This window comes from Kribbella sp. VKM Ac-2566 (assembly GCF_004366005.1).
In the GTDB taxonomy this organism is placed as follows: Bacteria; Actinomycetota; Actinomycetes; order Propionibacteriales; family Kribbellaceae; genus Kribbella; species Kribbella pratensis.
Genome location: NZ_SODT01000010.1, coordinates 396808 through 417153, shown reverse-complemented (window position 1 = coordinate 417153; position 20346 = coordinate 396808). Strand labels below are relative to the sequence as shown.

The 20346-nt window shown below is 68.2% G+C and carries 22 protein-coding genes; 15 read left to right on the top strand and 7 right to left on the bottom strand.

Annotated features, from left to right (window positions below; genetic code table 11):
- The first annotated feature begins 84 nt into the window (after positions 1 to 84).
- The 11 genes from EV647_RS20410 (at position 85) to EV647_RS42110 (ending at position 10632) form a co-directional block, all read left to right on the top strand.
- On the top strand, positions 85 to 1293 hold the full coding sequence (locus EV647_RS20410) for a CaiB/BaiF CoA-transferase family protein (protein ID WP_238177305.1): 1209 nt from the start codon (positions 85 to 87) through the stop codon (positions 1291 to 1293).
- A 10-nt stretch (positions 1294 to 1303) separates the two neighbouring features.
- A complete protein-coding gene (locus EV647_RS20405) occupies positions 1304 to 2320 on the top strand; it encodes a LacI family DNA-binding transcriptional regulator (protein ID WP_134005179.1) in 1017 nt (338 codons plus the stop codon).
- A 130-nt stretch (positions 2321 to 2450) separates the two neighbouring features.
- Positions 2451 to 3788, top strand: coding sequence for an ABC transporter substrate-binding protein (locus EV647_RS20400; protein ID WP_134005177.1), 1338 nt, complete (start codon positions 2451 to 2453; stop codon positions 3786 to 3788).
- A 38-nt stretch (positions 3789 to 3826) separates the two neighbouring features.
- On the top strand, positions 3827 to 4792 hold the full coding sequence (locus tag EV647_RS20395) for a carbohydrate ABC transporter permease (protein WP_134005175.1): 966 nt from the start codon (positions 3827 to 3829) through the stop codon (positions 4790 to 4792).
- Positions 4792 to 5697 (top strand): carbohydrate ABC transporter permease, encoded by a 906-nt coding sequence (locus EV647_RS20390; protein WP_202876243.1) that lies wholly within the window; start codon positions 4792 to 4794, stop codon positions 5695 to 5697. The genes EV647_RS20395 and EV647_RS20390 overlap by 1 nt, the downstream gene beginning before the upstream one ends.
- Positions 5697 to 6806 carry a Gfo/Idh/MocA family protein gene (locus tag EV647_RS20385; RefSeq protein WP_134005173.1) on the top strand — a complete coding sequence of 370 codons (1110 nt, stop codon included), beginning with the start codon at positions 5697 to 5699 and terminating at the stop codon, positions 6804 to 6806. The genes EV647_RS20390 and EV647_RS20385 overlap by 1 nt, the downstream gene beginning before the upstream one ends.
- 34 nt (positions 6807 to 6840) lie before the next feature.
- Positions 6841 to 7980: a CaiB/BaiF CoA-transferase family protein gene (locus EV647_RS20380; RefSeq protein WP_238177304.1), complete on the top strand. Its 1140-nt coding sequence runs from the start codon at positions 6841 to 6843 to the stop codon at positions 7978 to 7980.
- A complete protein-coding gene (locus EV647_RS20375) occupies positions 7977 to 9104 on the top strand; it encodes an extracellular solute-binding protein (protein WP_134005169.1) in 1128 nt (375 codons plus the stop codon). The genes EV647_RS20380 and EV647_RS20375 overlap by 4 nt, the downstream gene beginning before the upstream one ends.
- Entirely contained in the window at positions 9101 to 9556 is a 456-nt protein-coding gene (locus EV647_RS20370; RefSeq protein ID WP_134005167.1) for a MaoC/PaaZ C-terminal domain-containing protein, read from the top strand. The genes EV647_RS20375 and EV647_RS20370 overlap by 4 nt, the downstream gene beginning before the upstream one ends.
- Complete coding sequence (locus tag EV647_RS20365; RefSeq protein ID WP_134005166.1) at positions 9553 to 10380, top strand: amidohydrolase; 828 nt, start codon at positions 9553 to 9555, stop codon at positions 10378 to 10380. The genes EV647_RS20370 and EV647_RS20365 overlap by 4 nt, the downstream gene beginning before the upstream one ends.
- 108 nt (positions 10381 to 10488) lie before the next feature.
- Entirely contained in the window at positions 10489 to 10632 is a 144-nt protein-coding gene (locus EV647_RS42110) for a GPGG-motif small membrane protein (RefSeq protein WP_166658687.1), read from the top strand.
- 38 nt (positions 10633 to 10670) lie between these two features.
- Here the strand turns inward: EV647_RS42110 and EV647_RS20360 are convergent, their stop codons facing one another.
- From EV647_RS20360 to EV647_RS20345, 4 genes are all read right to left on the bottom strand, one after another.
- The gene (locus tag EV647_RS20360) at positions 10671 to 11165 is read right to left on the bottom strand and encodes a DUF6328 family protein (RefSeq protein WP_134005164.1); all 495 of its coding nucleotides are present in this window, start codon (positions 11163 to 11165) and stop codon (positions 10671 to 10673) included.
- A gap of 52 nt (positions 11166 to 11217) precedes the next feature.
- The gene (locus EV647_RS20355) at positions 11218 to 12108 is read right to left on the bottom strand and encodes a pseudouridine-5'-phosphate glycosidase (RefSeq protein ID WP_202876242.1); all 891 of its coding nucleotides are present in this window, start codon (positions 12106 to 12108) and stop codon (positions 11218 to 11220) included.
- Complete coding sequence (locus EV647_RS20350; protein ID WP_166680392.1) at positions 12101 to 12991, bottom strand: carbohydrate kinase family protein; 891 nt, start codon at positions 12989 to 12991, stop codon at positions 12101 to 12103. The genes EV647_RS20355 and EV647_RS20350 overlap by 8 nt, the downstream gene beginning before the upstream one ends.
- Positions 12992 to 13061: 70 nt before the next feature.
- Positions 13062 to 13613, bottom strand: coding sequence for an alpha/beta hydrolase (locus EV647_RS20345; protein ID WP_134005160.1), 552 nt, complete (start codon positions 13611 to 13613; stop codon positions 13062 to 13064).
- Positions 13614 to 13736: 123 nt separating this feature from the next.
- On the opposite strand from EV647_RS20345, the gene EV647_RS20340 reads away from it, so the two are divergent.
- Both EV647_RS20340 and EV647_RS20335 read left to right on the top strand, forming a co-directional pair.
- Entirely contained in the window at positions 13737 to 14183 is a 447-nt protein-coding gene (locus EV647_RS20340; RefSeq protein ID WP_134005158.1) for an Lrp/AsnC family transcriptional regulator, read from the top strand.
- 107 nt (positions 14184 to 14290) lie between these two features.
- Positions 14291 to 15946 (top strand): DUF4091 domain-containing protein, encoded by a 1656-nt coding sequence (locus tag EV647_RS20335; protein ID WP_166680391.1) that lies wholly within the window; start codon positions 14291 to 14293, stop codon positions 15944 to 15946.
- On the opposite strand, the gene EV647_RS20330 is transcribed toward EV647_RS20335, so the two are convergent.
- From EV647_RS20330 to EV647_RS20320, 3 genes are all read right to left on the bottom strand, one after another.
- Positions 15927 to 16508 carry a carboxymuconolactone decarboxylase family protein gene (locus tag EV647_RS20330; protein WP_134005154.1) on the bottom strand — a complete coding sequence of 194 codons (582 nt, stop codon included), beginning with the start codon at positions 16506 to 16508 and terminating at the stop codon, positions 15927 to 15929. The two genes, EV647_RS20335 and EV647_RS20330, sit on opposite strands and share 20 nt — an antisense overlap.
- Positions 16498 to 16824, bottom strand: coding sequence for a hypothetical protein (locus tag EV647_RS20325; RefSeq protein WP_134005152.1), 327 nt, complete (start codon positions 16822 to 16824; stop codon positions 16498 to 16500). Before EV647_RS20325 ends, EV647_RS20330 begins: the two co-directional genes overlap by 11 nt.
- A gap of 82 nt (positions 16825 to 16906) precedes the next feature.
- Positions 16907 to 17833, bottom strand: a complete 927-nt coding sequence (locus EV647_RS20320; RefSeq protein ID WP_134005150.1) for a proline dehydrogenase family protein — start codon at positions 17831 to 17833, stop codon at positions 16907 to 16909.
- A gap of 118 nt (positions 17834 to 17951) precedes the next feature.
- Here EV647_RS20320 and EV647_RS20315 point away from each other — a divergent pair, with 118 nt between their 5' ends.
- Positions 17952 to 19136, top strand: coding sequence for a CdaR family transcriptional regulator (locus tag EV647_RS20315; RefSeq protein WP_134005148.1), 1185 nt, complete (start codon positions 17952 to 17954; stop codon positions 19134 to 19136).
- Positions 19123 to 20346 carry an amidohydrolase family protein gene (locus EV647_RS20310; protein ID WP_134005146.1) on the top strand — a complete coding sequence of 408 codons (1224 nt, stop codon included), beginning with the start codon at positions 19123 to 19125 and terminating at the stop codon, positions 20344 to 20346. Before EV647_RS20315 ends, EV647_RS20310 begins: the two co-directional genes overlap by 14 nt.

The window sequence follows — 20346 nt, the reverse complement described above, 5'->3', positions numbered from 1 at the left end:
TAGGGGCCGGCTTATTGTTGCGCAAACGATTGAGCAGTTGGGTGACGGGCGAGCGGGGGATGGATGCAGGCGGCGGAGCTTCCGTTGGCGGGAGTTGTGGTGCTGGACTTCAGCCAGTTCCTGGCGGGTCCGGTTGCGGCGCTGCGGCTGGCTGATCTCGGTGCGCGGGTGATCAAGATCGAGCGGCCGGTGACCGGCGAGATCGGCCGGACGCTCGCGTTCGCGGGTCGGTGGGCGGACGAGGACACGGTCTCGTTCCACGCCATGAACCGGAACAAGGAGGCGGTGGTTGCCGACCTCAAGGACCCCGGCGAGCTCGAGCAGGTCAAGAGCCTCGTCGCGCGCGCCGACGTACTGATCCACAACTTCCGGCCGGGCGTGATGGAGCGACTCGGCCTCGACTACGCGTCGGCGCGAGCGCTGAACCCAGGGCTCGTATACGCGGCCGCATCCGGGTACGGCGCCGACGGACCATGGGCGAGCCGCCCGGGCCAGGACCTGCTCGCGCAGTCCGTCTCGGGTCTCACGTGGGTGAACGGCGGCGATCGCCCTGTCACAGTGGGCCTCTCGCTGGCCGACCACCTACTGAGCTGTCACCTCGCCGAGGGGGTGACCGCCCTCCTCGTCCGCAAACTACGCACCGGCCGCGGCGGCCTGATCGAGACAAGCCTCCTCGAAGGCATGCTGGACCTACAGTCCACCGTCCTCACCGCTCACCTCAACAACCCGCGCGCTCCGTCGGCACCCGACCGTCGCCCAGTGCCCCGCGACGCACTCACGCCTGGCCGCCTCTACGCAACAGCCGACGGCCACCTAGCGATCGCCCCGACCTCCCTCACCCATCTCCTCCAAGCCCTGACCCACCAGCCCGTGCCATCCCAGGCCACCTCACCACTCGAAGGGGCGCCGGGTGTGCTTGTGTCGGATGGGCATGGACGGGACGAGAGCTGGGTTGCGGAGCGGCTCTTGACGGGCGGTACGGCGTACTGGCTCGAGGTTCTCGGTGGGTTCGGGATCGAGTGTGCGCCGCTGCGAACGCTCGACGAGCTGATCGTGTCGCCGGAGTTCGCCGCGATCGCGATGACCCAGACCGTGGAGCGTCCGCCGGCCGGACCAGGTGGTGAGTCGCTCCGGTTGACGACCACGCGAAGCCCGATCCGCATCGACGGCGCCGTACTCCACAATTACCGAGCCGCACCACGTCTGGGAGCCCAGGGTCGCCTACGCGACGGCGCCGACCCACTCGCCGAGGCTCGTGAGGGCCGTGGGGGTACAGGCCGGGGGCGTCAGTAGGGTGGGCGGTATGGCCACCCTGGGAGACGTCGCCGCGCGTGCCGGCGTCTCGATTTCTGCTGTGTCCCGGGTGCTCAGCGACGCGCCGGACTCACGTGTGAGTGCGGCGACTCGCGAGCGGATCGTCGACGCGGCGCGGGAGCTGAACTACCGCCCCAACTTCGCGGGTCGCGCGCTCAAGTCCGCGCGTACGCAGGTGGTCGGTCTGGTCGTCCCCGATATCACCAACGCGCTGTTCACCGAACTCATGCACGGCGCCGAGGACGAGGCCACCGAGCGCGGGTACACGGTTCTGCTCGGCCGCTCGGACGACGTCCGGCCAGGCGGCGAGGTCATCGCGCGCCTGATCGGCGAAGGCCGGGTCGACGGTATGGCGCTCCAGGTCGGCGACGCGGTGCAACCCGCGGGACTGCGCGACCTGATCACCACACAGGCGCCGATCGTGCTCGTGAACTCCTCGTACCCGGGTCACGTCGGCTCGGTCACCCTCGACGACCATCGCGGCGCGCTGATCGCGACGCAGCATCTGCTCGAGCTCGGGCACGAGCGGATCGCGTTCGCCAACGGGCTTCCGCGGTCGTTCACCGCGAAACGCCGGCGTACCGGGTACAAGCTGGCGCTCGCCACCGCCGGTCTGCGGATGCCGAAGGAGTACGAGACCAGGATCGGCTACACCGTCGACAACGGCCGTACGGCATTGCGCCGGTTGATGGCGCTCGACCCGAAGCCGACCGGCATCGTGGTGGCGAACGTCAACGCCGCCGTCGGCCTGCTGGGGGAGGCGCGCAGGGCAGGGATCCGCGTCCCGGAGGATCTCTCCGTCGTCACCGTCCACGACTCGTGGACCGCCGAGAACACCTGGCCGCCGCTGACCGCGGTGAAGATGCAGTTCTACACCGTCGGGCGCGCCGCCGTACGCAGCGTCATCCGCCGCATCGAGACCGGCGAAACCTCCGACGAAGTCGTCACCGACCCACCCCCGGAACTCGTCGTCCGCGAGTCCACCGCCCCACCCCGCAACGCCTGACCGCCAGCAGCTCCAGCGTGCCCGCGGACTTATGCAAACGTGTGCAAAAGTCCGTGCGCAAACGATTGACCATTTTGGGGTCTGCGGTTTAGCGTTTCTGCTCTAACGTTTGAGCAGATGGAGTTCTTTCATGAAGTCACCCGGAGTACGTCCCGGGGCAGTGCGCACTGTGGCTGTCGCGGCCGCTGCGTGTGCGATGGGTTTGCTGGCTGCTTGTGGTTCGTCGGGCGGTGGGGCGGGCGCGGATGTCGAGCAGACCGACTCCGGCGGGGCGATCACGGTGTGGGTGGATCCGCCGCGAGTGCCTGCTGCCAAGGCCTTTCAGAAGGCGCATCCTGAGATCAAGGTGACGCTGAACCAGATCGACGGGACGGTCGGCGGCAAGTCGCTGCAGCAGCAGTTCGCGCAGTTCAACCAGGCCGGCAAAGGCTGGCCGGACGCGATCTTCTTCCCGTCCAACGACGACATCGCCTGGGCGGCGGGTGCGCAGGTCAACTTCACGGCAGACCTCACCGAGCTCGTCCCGGACGTGATCAAGGGGTACGAGGACGCCGTGATCGCGCCGTGCAAGATCGACGGCAAGATCCGCTGCCTGCGCAACGACGCCGCGCCCGACATCTTCTGGTACAACAAGGCGTTCTTCACCCAGAACGGGTACCAGGTCCCCAAGACCTGGGAGGAGTACGGCGACCTGGCGGTGCGCATCGCGAAGGAGCACCCGGGCAAGCTGAGCGGCTTCACCGGCGACGCCTATGCACCCGACCGGTACCTGTGGGCCTCCGGCTGCCCGACGAACGCCCGCAAGTCCGAGACCGAGGTCCACCTCGACCTGACCGACCAGAAGTGCGTACGAGCCAAGGAGTTGCTCGCGAAACTCGTTCAGGCGAAGTCGGTTTCGACCGTCGGGATCTTCGACGCGGACGCCGCCAAGGTCGGCAAGGACCTGGTCATGAGCCCCGGCGCCGCCTGGTGGGGCGACTACCTGTTCCGTCAGTCCTGGAAGGTCCCCGCCGGTCAGATGGCGGGCGTCGCGCCGTTGACCTGGAAGGGCGAGGACAAGCCGGCCACCGGCAACGAAGGTGGCGGTTTGTGGGGCTTCTCGCGGCACATCACCGGTAAGCAACTCGAGAACACGCTGACCTTCGCGAAGTTCGTTGCCACCGACCCCAAGTGGCAGGTCGAGCTGTCGACCGGTCTTCCGGCGTACGGTCCGGTCCAGGATGCGTGGATCGCGAAGCAGGCCAAGCAGCAGTACTTCGCCGACAACGCGGGGACCTTCGCCGCGATGAAGGGCGCCACTGCGTACGTCCAGCCGGATCACTCGTACCTGCTCTACAACACGGGCAGCGTGTGGACCGAGACGATGGCGGCCGGCCTGGCCTCGGGCAAGAGCGTTGACCAGGCCTGGACCGGGTTCAACGACGAACTTCTCAAGCAGGCCAAAGCCATGGGTTACACCGTCAAGTAGGCCGTCAAGTAGGCAGTCGAGCAGAGCAGGAGTTCCGCATGACGACCGCGACGGTCGACAAGCGCAGTACGCGTGTGCCGGTGCCGAAGACCCAGCGATCCCGCGCGACGGCGTCCCGGTCGAATGAGACGCGCGGCGCCTGGATCCTGTTGTCGCCGTACGTCGTCCTGCTGCTCATCGGCGGCATCGTGCCGGTGGGGTACGCGATCAAGACCGCGCTGGAGAAGCCGCCGACACCGCTGGACCCGAGCACCGGGTTCGGCGGCGTCGCGAGCTTCAGGACGGTGTTCACCGACTACCGGTTCGTCGACACGTTCCAGAACGTGCTCGCGACGCTGGTGATCTGGCTGCCCATCATGATGGTCGGCATCGTCGGCCTCGCACTGCTGATCCACGCCAGTCCGGGCCGTTTCGGTTCGGCGATGCGGTTCGTCTATTATATCCCCGGCGCGCTGGCCGGTATCGCCAACTTCGTCCTGTGGGTGTACCTGCTGAACCCCGGGCAGTCGCCGATCGAGGGGTTCTGGCACGCGATCGGCGTCGACACGATCAAACAGGCGGTCGCGGCACCCGGGCAGCTGCCGTTCATCCTCACCGCGATGATGTTCTTCCAGGGCGTCGGCTCCTGGATCGTCGTCGTCAACGGCGGGCTGAACGGCATCTCCGAGGACATCTTCGAGGCGGCCGCCCTGGACGGCGCGAACGCGTGGCAGCTCGCGTGGCACGTCAAGCTCCCGATCATCCGGCCGTGGATCGGGTACGCCGCCTTGATGAACCTCGCGTACGGGTTCCAGCTGTTCCTCGAGCCGCAGCTCCTCGACCAGGTGGCGAGCAACGCGCTGCCGGACCAGTGGACGCCGACGCAGCTCGGGTACGCGTTCGCCTTCAGCAACTACAACTTCCCGGCCGCGGCGGCGATGTCGCTGATCCTGCTCGTGATCACGCTCGGCATCGGACTGCTGATCGTGTTCCGCAGCGGGCTTTTCGGCAAGGAGGACAACTAGTGACTGGCATTGAGAGCTGGAGCCCCGGCAGGCTGGCCAGGGTCGTGTCGATGCTGTTCGTCGCCGCCATCTTCCTGCTGCCGATCGCCGGGTTCGTCGCGATGGCGTTCCGCTCCAACGACGGCGTGGAGGCCGGAAGCGGCGGGTTCCTCGGCCTCGGGGACATTGCCTGGAGCAACGTCCGGTACAGCTGGTCGCAGGTCAACGGCTTCGGCCCGGAGGGCGGCCTGTTCACCCGTTGGCTGACGAATTCGCTCGTCGTGGCGGCCGGGGGAGCGATGCTGGCCGTCGTCGCGGCACTCCCGGCCGGCTACGCGATGGCGCGGCTGCGGTTCCGTGCCCGCCGGGCGGTGCTCCTGATCACCTTGGTCACGATGGTGATGCCGAACACCGTGCTGGTGATCCCGCTGTTCCTCGAGGTGAACGCGGTGGGTGCGGTCGGCCAGCTGTGGCCGGTGGCGCTGATCATGGGATTCTTCCCGTTCGGCGTGTACCTGTCCTACATCCACTACCTCACCACGATGCCGAAGGAACTCGTCGAGGCGGCCCGTCTGGACGGCCTGGGGGAGGTGTCGGTGTTCTGGTGGATCGGGCTGCGGATCTCCAGGCAGGTCGTCGTACTCGTCGCGTTCTTCGCCTTCGTCGCGAACTGGACGAACTTCTTCCTGCCGTTGGCCCTGCTGTCGTCGAACCAGAGGAACCAGACCGTGTCGATCGGTCTGCAGCAGTTGATCGGCGCGAGCCCGCTGTTCAACCCGACCGTCGCGGCCGGCCTGGACGTCAAGCTGTACATGCCGCAGCTGGCGCTGGCGACGTTCATCTCGATGCTGCCGCTGCTCGCGGTCTTCCTCGGCGCCCAGCGGTTCCTCATCCGCGGCGAGACCGTCGGGGCGGTGAAAGGCTGATGACCGGCCTTCCGGAATTCGCACCGCCGGAATTCGCACCGCACCCCGGCTACACGCTCACCCCGCCGACCACCCCGCGTCCGATCGTGATCGTGGGCGCCGGAGGCATCGTCCGCGACGCCCACCTGCCCGCGTACAGCAAGGCAGGCTTCCCCGTCGCGAGCATCACCGACCTCCAGCTCGACCGCGCACAGGCCCTCAAAGACAAGTACGGCATACCGAAGGCGTACGACGATGTCGCTGCCGCCGTCGCAGCCGCACCGGACAACGCCGTGTACGACATCGCCCTCCCGCCCGAGGCGCACGTCGACGTCCTCGAACAGCTGCCCGACGGAGCCGCCGTACTGCTCCAGAAACCCTTGGGCAACGAGCTCGTCGAGGGCATCCGTACTCGCGAAGTGTGTCGCCGCAAGGGTCTCGTCGCGGCGGTCAACACCCAGCTGCGGTTCGCGCCGTACGTCGCGGTCGCGCGGAAGCTGATTGCCGACGGCATCATTGGCGGGCTCTACGACTTCGAGATCCGGGTCTCGGTCCGCACGCCGTGGGAGATGTTCCCGTACGTCCTCGAGCTCGACCGGCTCGAGATCAACATGCACAGCGTCCACTACCTCGACCTGATCCGCTCCTTCCTGGGCGATCCGACGGGCGTGTCCGCGGTCACCGTGCGACACCCGGAGAAGACCCACGCCAACAGCCGCTCCGACATCGCCCTGACGTACGGCGACCGCCCGGTGCGGGTCGTGGTGTCGACGAATCACGATCACCACTTCGGTGAACGGTACGAAGAGAGCTACATCAAGTGGGAAGGCACGAAAGGCGCCGTACGCGTGCAGCTCGGGCTGCTGCTCGACTATCCGCGCGGTGGTGAGGACCGGCTCGAGCTCGTCACCGACGATCGCCTGGAGGCGGGCTGGCGGCCGGTGCCGTTCGAGGGCTCGTGGTTCCCCGACGCGTTCATCGGCTCGATGGGCGTGGTCCAGCGCTACCTGGAGGGCTCGATCCCTTCGCTGCCCACGTCGGTGGAGGACGTCTTCCGCACGATGGCGGTGGTCGAGGCGGCCTACACGTCCGCGGCACATGGTGGCGAGCCGCCGCAGTACGACGCCTGATCGATCAGAGAGGAACAGCGATGGGAACCGAGTGGTGACGGAACTTCCCCTGTCCGGGGTGACCGTCCTCGACTTCAGCCAGTTCCTGGCCGGGCCGGTGGCGGCGTTGCGGCTGGCCGATCTGGGCGCGCGGGTGATCAAGATCGAGCGCCCCGGCAGCGGGGACGCGGGCCGTCAACTGGCGTTCGCGGGCCGGACGGTCTCGGGCGACAGCATGTCGTTCCACGCGATGAACCGGAACAAGGAGAGCATCGTCGCCGACCTCAAGGACCCCGCCGACCTGAACAAGGTCCGGGCACTGGTCGCGGCGGCCGATGTGGTGGTCTCGAACTTCCGTCCCGGCGTGATGGAACGACTCGGCCTCGACTACGACACCGTCCGCCGGATCAACCCCGGCATCATCTACGGCAGTGTCAGCGGGTACGGCGACACGGGTCCGTTCAAGGACCGGCCCGGGCAGGATCTTCTCGCCCAGTCGATTGCCGGACTGCCCTGGCTCAACGGTTCCCGCGACGACCCGCCAGTACCGGTCGGACTGGCCGTCGCCGATCATCTCGCCAGCTGTCATCTCGCCCAGGGCATCACGGCGCTGCTGGTGCGGCGGTTCCGCACCGGTCGAGGCGGACACGCGCAGACCAGTCTGCTGGAGGCGCTGCTCGACCTCGAGTTCGAGCTCCTGACGACGCGGTTGAACGACGCGTCGATCGCCGTACAGCGGAAGGGCAGCCGCTCGGCGCACGCGTTCCTGCCGGCGCCGTACGGGATCTATCCGACCAGCGACGGGTACCTCGCGATCGCGATGAACCCGGTCCCGACCATCGGCCGCCTGCTCGACCTGCCCGAGGTCGCCGCGATGACCGATCCGCAGTCGTGGTGGGACCGGCAGGAGGAGATCGAAGAACTCCTGTCGGCCAGGCTCAGCACCCGGACTCGCGACGAATGGCTGGCTGTTCTCGATGCCGAGGACGTGTGGTGCGCGCCTGTTCTCACGCTGGACGAACTGGTGGCGCACGACGGTTTCCGGGCGATAGCGATGACGCAGGAGTTGCGCCGCGACGGGCTCGAGCTGACCACCACGCGGAGCCCGATCAGGATCGACGGCGAGCGTTTGACCAACTCGCGGCCGGCGCCCCGGCTGGGCGAGCACAATCCCGTCGAACAGGAGATCGCATGACGACGTTGCGTGGCATGACCTGGGAACATCCGCGCGGGTACGACTGTCAGGTCGCTGCGGCGAAGGAGTACGCCCGTCGTACCGGTGTCGACGTGCAGTGGGAGTACCGCTCGCTCCAGGCCTTCGCCGACGAGCCGATCGCGGGTCTCGCGGTCCGGTACGACCTGCTCGTCATCGATCATCCGCACGTGCCTCTCGCGGCGGCCGAAGGACTGCTGGCACCGCTGGACGGTGCCGGTCACGACGAAGAGCTAGCGGCGCTGGCGAACGATGCCGTGGGCAACAGCCACGCGTCGTACGCCCACGACGGCCACCAGTACGGACTCGCCACCGACTCCGCTGCGCAGGTCGCCGTACATCGTCCTGACCTGCTGCCCACGCCGCCGACGGACTGGGACGGCGTACTCGAACTGGCCCGCGAAGGCCGAGTCCTGTGGCCCACGAAGCCGATCGACGCGTACTCGAGCCTGTGCACCCTTGCCGCCAACCGCGGTACGCCGGTCGCAGCCGAGCCGGGCCGCTTCCTGGCCGCCGACGACGCGGGCGCCGTACTCGACCTGATGCACCGACTTGCAGAGCGAGTCCCGGAGTGGTGCCTCGCAGCCAACCCGATCGAGGTCGCCGAGGCCTTGGCGGGGGACGGGCCATGGGCCTACGTGCCGTTGGCGTACGGGTACACGAACTACTCACGTCGAGGTTTCCGCACGCATCGGCTCAAGTACGTCGACATTCCCGCCGGGCCGCGTGGTGTCGCCGGGTCGCAGCTCGGGGGAGCCGGCATCGCGGTCTCGGCGTACACCCGGGAACTCGACGCGGCCCGCGCGTACGCCGTTTGGCTGGCCTCGCCGGAGGTTCAGAACGGGGTGTACTACGACGCGGGCGGCCAGCCCGGGTACGCGTCCTCGTGGGACGACGATCGTCTGAACGAGGACTCGTGGGACTTCTTCCGCGGGACCCGGCAGACCCTCGAAGACGCGTGGGTGCGACCGCGGACAGCGGGCTACATGGAGTTCCAGGACGTCGTCTCACCGTGGGTCACGGCGACCCTCCAGGGAGAGCTGACCGATGCCGAGCTGGTACGGCGCGCGAACGCGCTGGCCGAGCGACTGTTGGGGGAGCGATGAAGGTCGCGGAGCGGTGGTTCGAGGAGTACGAGATCGGTGAGAGCCGCACGACCGTCGGGCGGACGATCACCGAGGCCGACATCGTGCTGCACGCCGGTCAGACGGGTGACTTCTTCCCGCATCACCTCGACGCCGAGTGGATGGCGACGCAGCCGGCCGGGCAGCGGATCGCGCACGGCACGCTCATCCTTTCCGTCGCCGTCGGGATGACCGCGGGCGACATCAATCCGCGGTCGATGTCGTACGGCTACGACAGGATCCGCTTCATCAAGCCGGTGTTCATCGGCGACACGATCACCGTCACCGCGGCCGTCACCGGGAAGTCCGACCACAAGCGGACGCCGGAAACCCACGGCTATGTTCACGAGCAGGTCAGCGTGACGAACCAGCGCGCGGAGACCGTTCTCGTCCTCACCCATCTCTACCTGGTCGACAAGCGAGGCCCGGCATGATCATCGACGCACATCAGCACGTGTGGGATCTGGACCGCTCGCCGTACCGCTGGCTCGGCCCGCACGTGCCGCAGTGGAATCGCACGTTCACCTTCGAGGAGCTCAAGCCGCAGTTGGTGCGCAACGGCGTCGACGCGACCGTGCTCGTGCAGTCCGACGATCACGACGGCGACACGGACCTGATGCTGGAGGTGGCCGATCAGCATCCGGAGGTCGCGGCGATCGTCGCGTACGTTCCGCTCGATCAACCCGGTGTCGCCGCCGAGCGCCTCGCGCAGTTGCGCAAGGATCCGCGCGTGGCCGGGATCCGCAACCTGATTCACGACCTCCCGGACCCGGACTGGATCCTGCGGCCCGACGTCGACGAGGGTCTCGGCGTACTCGAGCAGGCGGACGTGACGTTCGACTACGTCGCCGTACTGCCTCGGCATCTCGAACACGTCCCGACGCTGTCGGAACGGCACCCCGAACTCCGGATCGTCATCGACCACCTCGCCAAACCACCGATCGGCGAGGCCGAACGTGAGCCGTGGTGGAGCCTGATCGCGGCCGCCGCTGAGAACCCGCGGGTGTACGCGAAGGTCTCCGGTCTCTACCCCGAGACCTGGACCCGGGACTCGCTGCAACCCTTCCTCGACCGGGCCCTGGAGGTGTTCGGGCCGGAGCGACTCATGTACGGCGGCGACTGGCCGATCTCGACCGCAGCGGGCGGCTACGACCCAGTCTTCAAGGGCCTGTCCGAGGCCCTCTCGCACCTCTCGGACAGCGACCGCGAACAGATCTACTCGGCCACCGCCCGCCGCTGCTACCGAATCAGCGGGTAGGCGGCCTCCAGGCACCGGGGTTTGCGGGAGATTCGCGCGGGCACCGGATGGTGTCGCACGGGGATTCAACCTGCCGGGTCGAACCCGGCCCTGGAAAGGGAGAGGACCATGGAATTCGTTCTGTGGATCATCGCCGTGATCCTCGTGATTTCGGGGATCGTGTCGCTGTTCCGTGGCCAGATGATCTGGGGTGCCGCGCTGATCGTGCTCGGCCTCCTGGTCGGACCAGGTGGAGTCAGCATCTTCACGTGATCAACCGCGTCCCCGCGCCGTCCTCGGCGCGGGGACGATCAGGTTCGGCCGTTCGTGCCCTTGTGTCTGATGTACGCCGGGAGCGCGAGCCACAACGCCACGAACCAGATCAGTACGCCGACGACCGTGGCGACGGCGGCGGCGCGGGGGAGAACGACGTCGATGGCGATCAAGATGCCGCCGCACATCGACACGATGAGGAGCGCCAGACCGCCGCGCGTCAGGCGGTCCGCGGCATTGACCAGGCGGTCGCGCAAACCGTGGCGGTACAGCAGCCGGTGCAGCGCGACCGGCGCCAGGAACAACGCGACCGCCAGCGCCGCGGCGATCAGCGTGCAGGCGTACACCGCGTGTGTGAAGTCGTCCGCCGCGTGGAACTGATTCTGGAACGCGATCCCCAGCAAGAACGCGAACAGGATCTGCGTCCCGGTCTGCACGAGCCGCAGCTCTTGCAACAGTTCGTTCCAGTGCCGGTCGAGGCGCTCACCGGAGCTCTCGTCATCACGCTCGTACGTCTGCGGATCCGAGCTCATCAGTCAGCCTTCCGTCGTACGTCGCCCTCAGGGTACCCACCGCGTATTCGGATCAAGCGTTCGCGACGGCGATCCGGGCCGCGACGGCAGCGTTGTTCCGGGCCAGTGCGAGGTTGGCCGGGATGCTCTGCCCGTCCGTCTCCTTCTCGATCCTGGCGAGCACGTACGGCGTGACTGCGGGCCCCACGACTCCTGCCCGCGCGCTCGCTTCCAACGCAGCCGTGAGTACGGCGTCGATGCGCTCCGCCGGAATCTCGTCGTCCACGGGAATCGGAACCGTGAGCAGGACGCCGGTCTCGGGCCGCGCCCGGAAACGGAGGACGTCGCAGACCATTCGCTCGTCGTCGACGCGGTGCGGGACCGGCAAGCCGCTCGACCGCGTGTAGAAGGCCGGGAACCAGTCGTGCTGCCAGCCCAGGACCGGTACGCCGGCGGTCTCGAGATACTCGAGTGTTCGCGGCAGGTCGAGGAACGCTTTGGCGCCGGCGCAGACGGTGATGACCGGGTGGTTGGCGATCGCGTCGAGGTCGGCCGAGACATCGAGGTCTGATCCGCGGTGGACGCCACCGATGCCACCTGTTGCGAACACCGGGATGCCTGCGGCGTGTGCCAACGCCACCGTCGCCGAGACGGTGGTGACGCCGACGCCCCAGCCCTGTGCCTGCGCGACTGCGAGATCGCGTTCGGCGACCTTGCGGGTGCCCTGCAGCACTCGCTTCTCCTCGTCCGGCGAGAGGCCGACGTGGGCCTGACCGTCGAGGACCGCGGCGACCGCCGGCACCGCACCGTGCTCTCGTACTGCCTGTTTGCAGAGTTCGAGCGCGTCGGCGTTCGCCGGGGCGGGCAGTCCGAGGTTGGAGAAGATCGTCGACTCGAGCGCGACGACCGCTCGGTGCTCGGCGAGGGCCTGGGTCACGTCGTCGGACAGAATGGGTTCAATCACACGCGGTTCCGTTCTCCTCGGCGGTCATGGACAGCATGGCACCGGGCTCGCGGAGAACCCGCCTGGCAAGCGTATGGCCCGCCGTGACCGCCTCGACGACGTCGGCATCATCGAGTACGGCGGACAGGAAGCCCGCCGCGAACGCATCGCCCGCACCGGTCGTGTCGCGCACCTCGTCGACCGGGGGCACCGGGACAGTTGTCGAGGTGGTGGCGTGGATCTCTGTCGGCTCGACGCCGTTCTTGACGACAACCGTCGTACCAGATGTCGCGAGGTCGCGGAGGGAGCCGAGGTCGGCTTCGATGCCGTTGGCAAAGATGTACGTCGGTCGCAGTGTCCGGATCAGGTCGCGGAACGGCGCGGGACCGATCGAGTCGATGAGCGCGATCGAGGACGCGTCGATCGTGAGGATCGCGCCTTCCGCCTGCGCGATGTCCGACGCGCGGCGGAGGACGGACAGCGACGGGCCGACGAGGGAGTACGCCGACAGGTGGACGACTCCGGCGCCGGACAGCCAGCGGTCCGGTACGTCGGCCAGTTCGGCTGCGGCGGCGCGGTCCGGGTACATCGTGCGTTCGCCGGACGGGTCCACGATGATGACGATGGTTCCGGTCCGCCCTTGGCGCTGGACCTTCGCGTCGACCCCGGCCTCGGTCAGGTCCCGCACCAGAGCCGTGCCGACAGTGTCGTCCCCGACGCGTCCGACGAACCGCACCGCCGTACCGAGGCGGCCGGCGAAGGCAGCGACGTTGGCTGCCGCGCCGCCGCGTGTCCGGCAGATCCGCGCGGGGTTGTCGGTGCCGGACCGTGCCGCACCCGCCGCCCAGACCACGACGTCCTCGACGAGGTCGCCGACACACACGAGCGTACGGCGATCCCGCACAGCCATCACCTCCCGCGCCGACGCTACGAGACCCCACCGCCCCGGGGCGAGTTCCGCGGCATCTCGACCGCTATGTCGGCACGTTCGCGAGCAAGCCTTCCAGCAGTTGCCGGCCGAGCGGCCAGTCGCCGAGATTGCTGGCGGAGTTGAGATGGCCGGCGTGGTCCACCAGGTGGCAATCCGCCTTCCAGGCGTCGGCGAAGGTGGTCGCCCGTTCCGCGCTGCAGTACGGGTCATTCGTGCTGGCTATCAGGAGCGAAGGGCAGGGGAGTGGTTGCGTCGCGACGGTCTGGAACGTGCCTGCGCGTTCGCTCGGGAACGTGGGGTGCTGAGTGTCCGGGGGTGCCACCAGCAGCGCAGCTGTGGCAGACCCGCCCGCGGCAAACCAGGCGGCTGCGGCCCAGCAGCCGAGGCTGTGCGCTACCAGCACGACGTCATCGTCACGGCTGCGAGCATCGTCGTACGCACGCTGGACCGCGGCGACCCAGTCGCCCAGCTCGGGCTCGCTCCAAGACGCCGGAACGATCCGTACTGCGCGATCGCCCCAGGACTGTTCCCATCGGCTTTGCCAGTGCACATCGTCGGAGCCGTCGATGCCCGGGAGGATGACGAACGCTGTCACTGCAGACCTCGCTTTCACTTGCGCAACCCACAACCGTGGGAGGCTTGAGGCCCTGAGTCTGATCGAATCAACGGACCCACAACAGCGTGGCAAGTGATCACAAAGACATTGGCGGCGACAACCATGGAATCACTCGACGAGATCGACCGGCGGATCCTCGCCCTGCTCCAGGCCGAGGGCCGGCTGACCGGTGCCGAGCTCGGCCGCCGGGTCGGGCTCTCCCAGCCCGCCGCCAGCGCGCGGGTCCAGCGACTCGAGAAGACCGGCGTCATCACGGGGTACCGGGCGATCGTCGACCCCGCCAAGCTCGGGCTCGGCATCACCGCCCACATCAGGCTGCGTACCTCGCACGCGCAACTCGAACAGGCGCTCGCGCTGGCCTCCCGGACCCCTGACATCACAGCGATCCGTCGGGTCACCGGCGAGGACTGCCTGCTCTGCGACGTTCATTGCTCCGACGCGCGACGCCTCGAGACCATCATCGACAGCCTCGCCCGCTTCGGCCCGGTGACCACGGCGCTCGTCCTGCACGACTACTCGGCCCGCGCGTTGACCCCGGCCCCGGAGTGAGCGATATGGCGGGATGATGGTTGTGCATTGGTGCGCGAATCTGCATCATAGATTCCACTAATACGCATGGATGGTGAATGCCGTCCTGTCGGAAGGAGTGGTCCGAAGTGACCGCCCAGTGGGAGTTCGTGCTCTGCGACGCGCTCGCGAAGGTGCACCCGGTGCGGGACCCGCGCCCCGTGTCCGCCGAAACCCGGTTCCAGGCCTTCCTCGGTGAGCGGGCATCGTTCCAGCTCGCGTATCGCCCTCCGCTCGAGCCGACGTTCCGCGACCCACGGCCGCTGCAGGTCCGGGTCGACGGTACGGCGGCCGACCTGGTCGCCATGTCGAGCGTGGACCTCGTGCCTTGCACTTTCGTCGCGCTCCCGGGACATGACGACGGGTACGAGTTCGACGAGCCCGGCCTGTACCCGGACGTGCTGCGTCCAGTGCCGAACGGTGAAGCACCGGTGCGGTTCGGCAGCTGGAGTGCGTTGTGGTTCGACGTGATGACGACCGATCCGGCGCGGGCCGGCGTCCACGAACTCACTGTCGTGGTGAGCGCGCCCGACGGCTCCGAGTTGCATCGCGCTCCGGTCGCCGTCGAGATCACGGGGATCGAGTTGCCGCCGCTCGACATTGTGTCGGGGCATTGGATGCACCTCGACTCGCTCGCGGACCACTACGGCGTCGAGGTGTTCAGCGAGGAGCACTGGGCCATCGTCGAGCGCTTCATGGCGTCCGCGGTCGAGATGGGTGCGACGTCCTTGCTGGCACCGGTGTGGACGCCGCCGCTCGACACCGCGGTCGGTACGTATCGAACCGTTGTGCAGCTGATCGACATCACGGCGACCAACGACGGGTACGAGTTCGGGTTCGATCGGCTGCGGCGGTGGCTCGATGTCTGTCGGCGTACCGGGATCACCGGGGTCGAGGTCGCGCATCTATTCACCCAGTGGGGCGCGAAGGCCACGCCCGGCATCGTGGTGGGCGAGGAGCGCGTCTTCGGGTGGGACGTGCCGGCGACCGACGTACGGTACCGGGAGTTGATGGAGGCGCTGCTGCCGGCGCTGCAGGCTGTGCTCGACGAGGAATGGGATCGCGAGTACGTCGTCTTTCACATCTCGGACGAGCCGTCGGGGGAGGACGGGCTTGCCAGCTATCTCGCCGCGAAGGCTGTCGTCGCTGATCTCCTGAAGGGCTGGACGGTTGTCGACGCCCTGAGCGAGCACTCCTTCTACACGTCGGGTGCCGTCGAGGTTCCCGTGGTCGCGACCGACCATGTGGAGCCGTTCCTGGCCGAGCGTCCTGAGCGGATGTGGGTGTACTACTGCGTCAGTCAGGATCGCGATGTCGCCAACCGGTTCATCGGGATGCCTTCGGCGCGGAACCGTGCGATCGGGCACCAGTTGTTCGCGTCCGGCGTGGACGGGTTCCTGCACTGGGGGTTCAACTTCTGGTACACGTGGCACTCGATCCGGCGGGTGGATCCGTTCGCGGACACCTCGGCCGGCGGCGCGTTCCCGTCCGGCGATCCCTTCGCCGTCTACCCCGGCCCGGACGGCACGCCCTGGCCGTCGCTCCGGCACCGCGTTTTCGCGCAGGCGATGTGGGACCACCGCGCGCTGCAGGCCGTCCGCGCGGCCCACGGCAACGCGGCCGCCCTCGACCTCATCGACCCCGACCGAACCCTCCGCTTCGACCGCCCAGTACTCGACCCGAACCACTACTACGAAGCGCGCCGACGCATCACCAATGCACTGACTACCGGTAGCCGCGTTTGAGGAGGTACTTCGCTCCGGCCTCATAGCCTTTCGGGGTGAGGAGCTCGAAGCCGAAGGCGTCGGCGAGGCGGCTGGTCGTGTTGAACGCGGCGCACACCGCGAGCGCGTCCTTGACTTGCTGCGGCGTGACGCCGGCGGCCAGGACTTCGCGCAGGTCGTCGGCGTCGACGCGTCCGTTGCGGATCAGCTTGCCGAGCATGCGCAGCGTTGCCCGGAGCGGCTCGTCGATCGCCGCCGATTCCAGATCGTCCAGGATCGCCGCAACCCGCTCACCGTCCTGGTAGGCGAGGCTCGCGGTCGCCGTATGGGCGCCGACGCAGAACGCGGACTGATTCAGCTTGGAGACATAAGCCGCCATCAGCTCACGGTCGCCCACGGACCAGTCGGACGGCCCGCGCAGTGCTTCGTGGGTGAACTCCTTGGCCGGGTTGCCATAGAAGTCGGACCGGTAGAAGGTCAGCTTGGCGGCGTCCGGAAGCGGCTGCCCGGAGAACAGCCGGACGAGCGCGAACATCAGCTTCGTCCCGGGCCGGTAGCCGTGGTTGAGGATGTCAAGATGCATGACCGGGCGCCTCCTCGGAGACCGCCTCGGCCAGCGCCGCCAGCCCGGCTTCGTACAAGCGGGTCGAGTGACCGACGGCGGCGCAGATCACCAACTCGAACACCTCGTCCTCCGTGCATCCCGCTACGGCCAGGTCGGCCTCGCTGACGCGTACCGGCGTACGAGTGATCTTGCTGATCAGCGTGCTCACCGGCGGGACGAGACTTTCGTTGTTGAACGCACGCGCGCGCTGCTCGGCAGATGCTCTGCCGTCGCCCGTCAGGATCCGGTCCACGAGCGCGCGATGTGCCGCTCGTTTGGTGTCGTCTACCAGCACCGTGCTGTCACCTCCTCGGCGGACTCGGCCGTCCGCCCTCAGGTGTATGACGATCAGCGCACCACGAAATGCGACATCCGCGCTACTTGGTGACCAGCGAGCGGAGCAGGAAACCGACGTTGGCGGGGCGTTCGGCGAGGCGGCGCATGAAGTATCCGTACCAGTCGTCGCCGTACGGGACGTAGATGCGCACCCGGGACCCCTGCGAGCGGAGCTGCTCCTGCGCGCTCGGCCGGACGCCGTAGAGCATCTGGAACTCGAAATCGTCCTGACCCTTGCCGTGCTGCGCGGCGAGTGCCTGGGCGATGGAGATCATGCGCGGATCGTGACTGGCGATCATCGGGTAGCCGAGTCCGCCCATCAGGATGCCGAGGCAGCGGGCGTACGCGCGGTCGACGTCGCTCTTCGCGGGGTGCGCGACGGACTTCGGCTCGGCGTACGCGCCCTTGACCAGGCGGACCCGCGACCCGGTGGTGGCGAGGTCGCGGCAGTCGCCCTCGGTGCGGTACAGCATCGCCTGCAGCGCGACGCCGACCGACGGGTGGTCCTTGCGCAGCTCGGCCAGGATGCCGAGCGTGGAGTCGACCGTGGTGTGGTCCTCCATGTCGAGGGTGACGGTCATCCCGGCCTCGGAGGCCGCGGCGCAGATCGCGTGCGCGTTCTCGGCGGCCAGCGCCTCGCCGTCGCCGGGCAGCGCCTGACCCATCGCGGACAGCTTGAGCGAAGCCTCGGACCTGGACGAGAGACCCTGGTCCGCCAGCAGTTCGATCAGCGTCAGGTACGCGTCCCGGGTGGCCTCGGCCTGGGCTCGATCGAGCGTGTCCTCGCCGAGGTGGTCGAGGGTCACGGCGAAGCCGCCGGAGGTCAGCCGGCGGGTGGTGTCGACGGCGGCGTTCACGTCGTCGCCGGCGATGAACCGCCTGACGACCTTGCGCGTCACCGGGGACTTGGTGACAGCGGCCCGGACACGACGACTGCGGGATGCGGCGAGCAGAGCGGTACCAACCACGGCGGACTCCTCCTGGTCAGGATGTGAGTGCACTGTAAGGACCATCACGCTCGGCGGGCGTCATCCAGCTGACAGATGCTGTGCGGCAGATCGTCATACAAATGTCTAAGCTGGACGGATGGACCTCGATGACCTGGTCGGCGCGGTCTCGGACGCGTTCGGTACGCCGGCTGTGCTCGAGGACCGCGACTTCAACCTGATCGCGTTCAACACGCAGGCCGACGAGATCGACGCGGTCCGGGCCGGGTCGATCCTGCGCCGGCGTTCGACCGCCGACGTCCGGAGCTGGTTCGAGCAGTTCGGCATCGCCACCGCGACCGGACCGGTCCGTACGCCGTCCGAGCCAAGCCTCGGCATCCTCCCGCGGCTGTGCCTGCCCGTGCGATGGAACGGCGTGACCTACGGATACTTCTGGCTGCTCGACCCAGAAGGCGGATTGGGTACGCCGGAGCAGCTCGAGGCGACCGCCGCGATCGCGCGCGAGGCGGGTGCTCTGCTCGCGCAGCGGGCCCGGGGGAGTCGTGACGCGTCGCTGCTACTCGCCAACCTGCTGGCACCTGACGACGCGGTGTCGGCGCGGGCGGTCGAAGAGCTCGACAGCAGGGGGCTCGTCCAGCGGACGGCGTACGTCGTGCTTGTCCATGCCGAACAGCCCTCGCGTGAGGTCGTGCCGCTCAATCTCTGGTCGCTGCCGCGCCATGTGCTCGCCACTTCGGGAGAGGGCTTCACGACATTGCTTGTCGACCTCGCGAACGAGCGGATGTCCCTGATCGACCAGGCGATCGACCGACTTCGGCAGTTGCACGCCCAACGCCTGGGCGACCAGGCCGCGGCGCGCCTGCTCGTCGGAGTCGGTGAGCCGCAGCGCGGCCTCGCCCACGCGCGGACCAGCCATGAACAGGCCATGCGCGCCACGAAGATCCTGGCGGCCGTACCGCGTCTCGGTGCGGTCGCTCATTGGTCGCAACTCGGCGTACACCGGTTGATCTCCTGCGGTCCGCGGTCGGCCCTGGTGGACGCCGTACTCGATCCGCGGGCGCAGCGGCTGCTCGACGCCGGCGGTGAGCTGGTTCGGACCGCGCAGGTCTTCCTGGACCGGGCCGGCAACATCCAGGAGCTGGCCACGGAGCTCGCCATCCACCGCCAGACGGCGTACTACCGCCTCCGCCGCATCGAGACCATCACCGGCTTCGACCTGCACCGCGGCGAGGACCGCCTCACTCTCCACCTCGCCCTGACAATGGCACCACTGCTCACCGAAACCAACGAACCAGTTCAAGGAGGACGACGTGCTCGTCAATGACGGCAGGTCTGGGCAAGGCACGCTCATCGTGACCAATGCGACGGTCTTCGACGGTGAGAGCGCTGAGCTCGTCGACGGGCCAGTTGCTGTCCGGGACGGGCGGATCGTCTCGGTCGGGGACACCGCGGACCTGGGGGACGACGCTGTTGTCGTCGACGCAGAGGGTGGCACCGTGCTGCCTGGGCTGATCGACGCGCACTGTCATCCGTACGGCATCAGTCTCGACATGGTCGACATCGAAGCGAGCCCGCTGAGCTACATCGCGATCGTCGCGGCCGGCCGGCTGCGCAACGCGTTGCGGCGCGGCTTCACGACGATCCGCGATGTCGCCGGTGGCGAGGCGGGGCTGGCGAAGGCGATCGCCGAGGGGCGGCTGGAGGCGCCGCGGTACCTGTTCACCGGACCGGCGCTGAGCCAGACCGGTGGGCATGGCGACGCGCGGCCGGCGCACTGGGACACGTGTCCTTGCCACAGTCACACGACGGAGGTCGTCGACGGGGTGGACCCGCTGCGTCGGGCTGTCCGTGAGCGTTTCCGGCAGGGCGCGCACGCGATCAAGATCATGACGTCGGGCGGCGTCGTATCGCTGACGGACCCGATCCGGATCCCGCAGTACTCCGAGGACGAGATCCGCGCCGTCACGGCCGAGGCGGCCCGGCGGGGGAGCTACGTCGCGGCGCATTCGTACTCGCCGGAAGCGATCGTGCACTCGGTGCGGAACGGCGTACGGTCGATCGAGCACGGCAACCTCCTCGACAGCCCGTCTGCTGCGGCGATGGCTGAGTACGGCGCATTCCTCATCCCGACGTTGGCGGCGTACGACGCGATCGACCGGCGCGGCGTGGAGCTCGGGATGGCTGCGGTGTCGCGGGCCAAGAACCGTGAGGTGCTCGACGCCGGCCGGCAGGCGATCGAGCTCGCCGTCGCCGCAGGGGTTCCGGTCGGGTTCGGCACCGACCTGATGGGTGAGTTGGAGGAAGAACAGCTCAACGGGTTGCGGCTGCAGAGCGAGGTGCTCGGCATCCTCGACACCCTGCGCTGCGCGACCTCGGTGAACGCCCGCCTGCTGGGGTTGGAGGACCTCGGCGTGGTCCGGCCTGGGGCGATCGCGGACCTTCTCGTAGTCTCGGGCAACCCGTTGGAGCGGCCCGCATGCCTGTGGGATCCAGCCGCACAACGGGTTGTCATCCAGGGCGGACGCGTCGTTTAG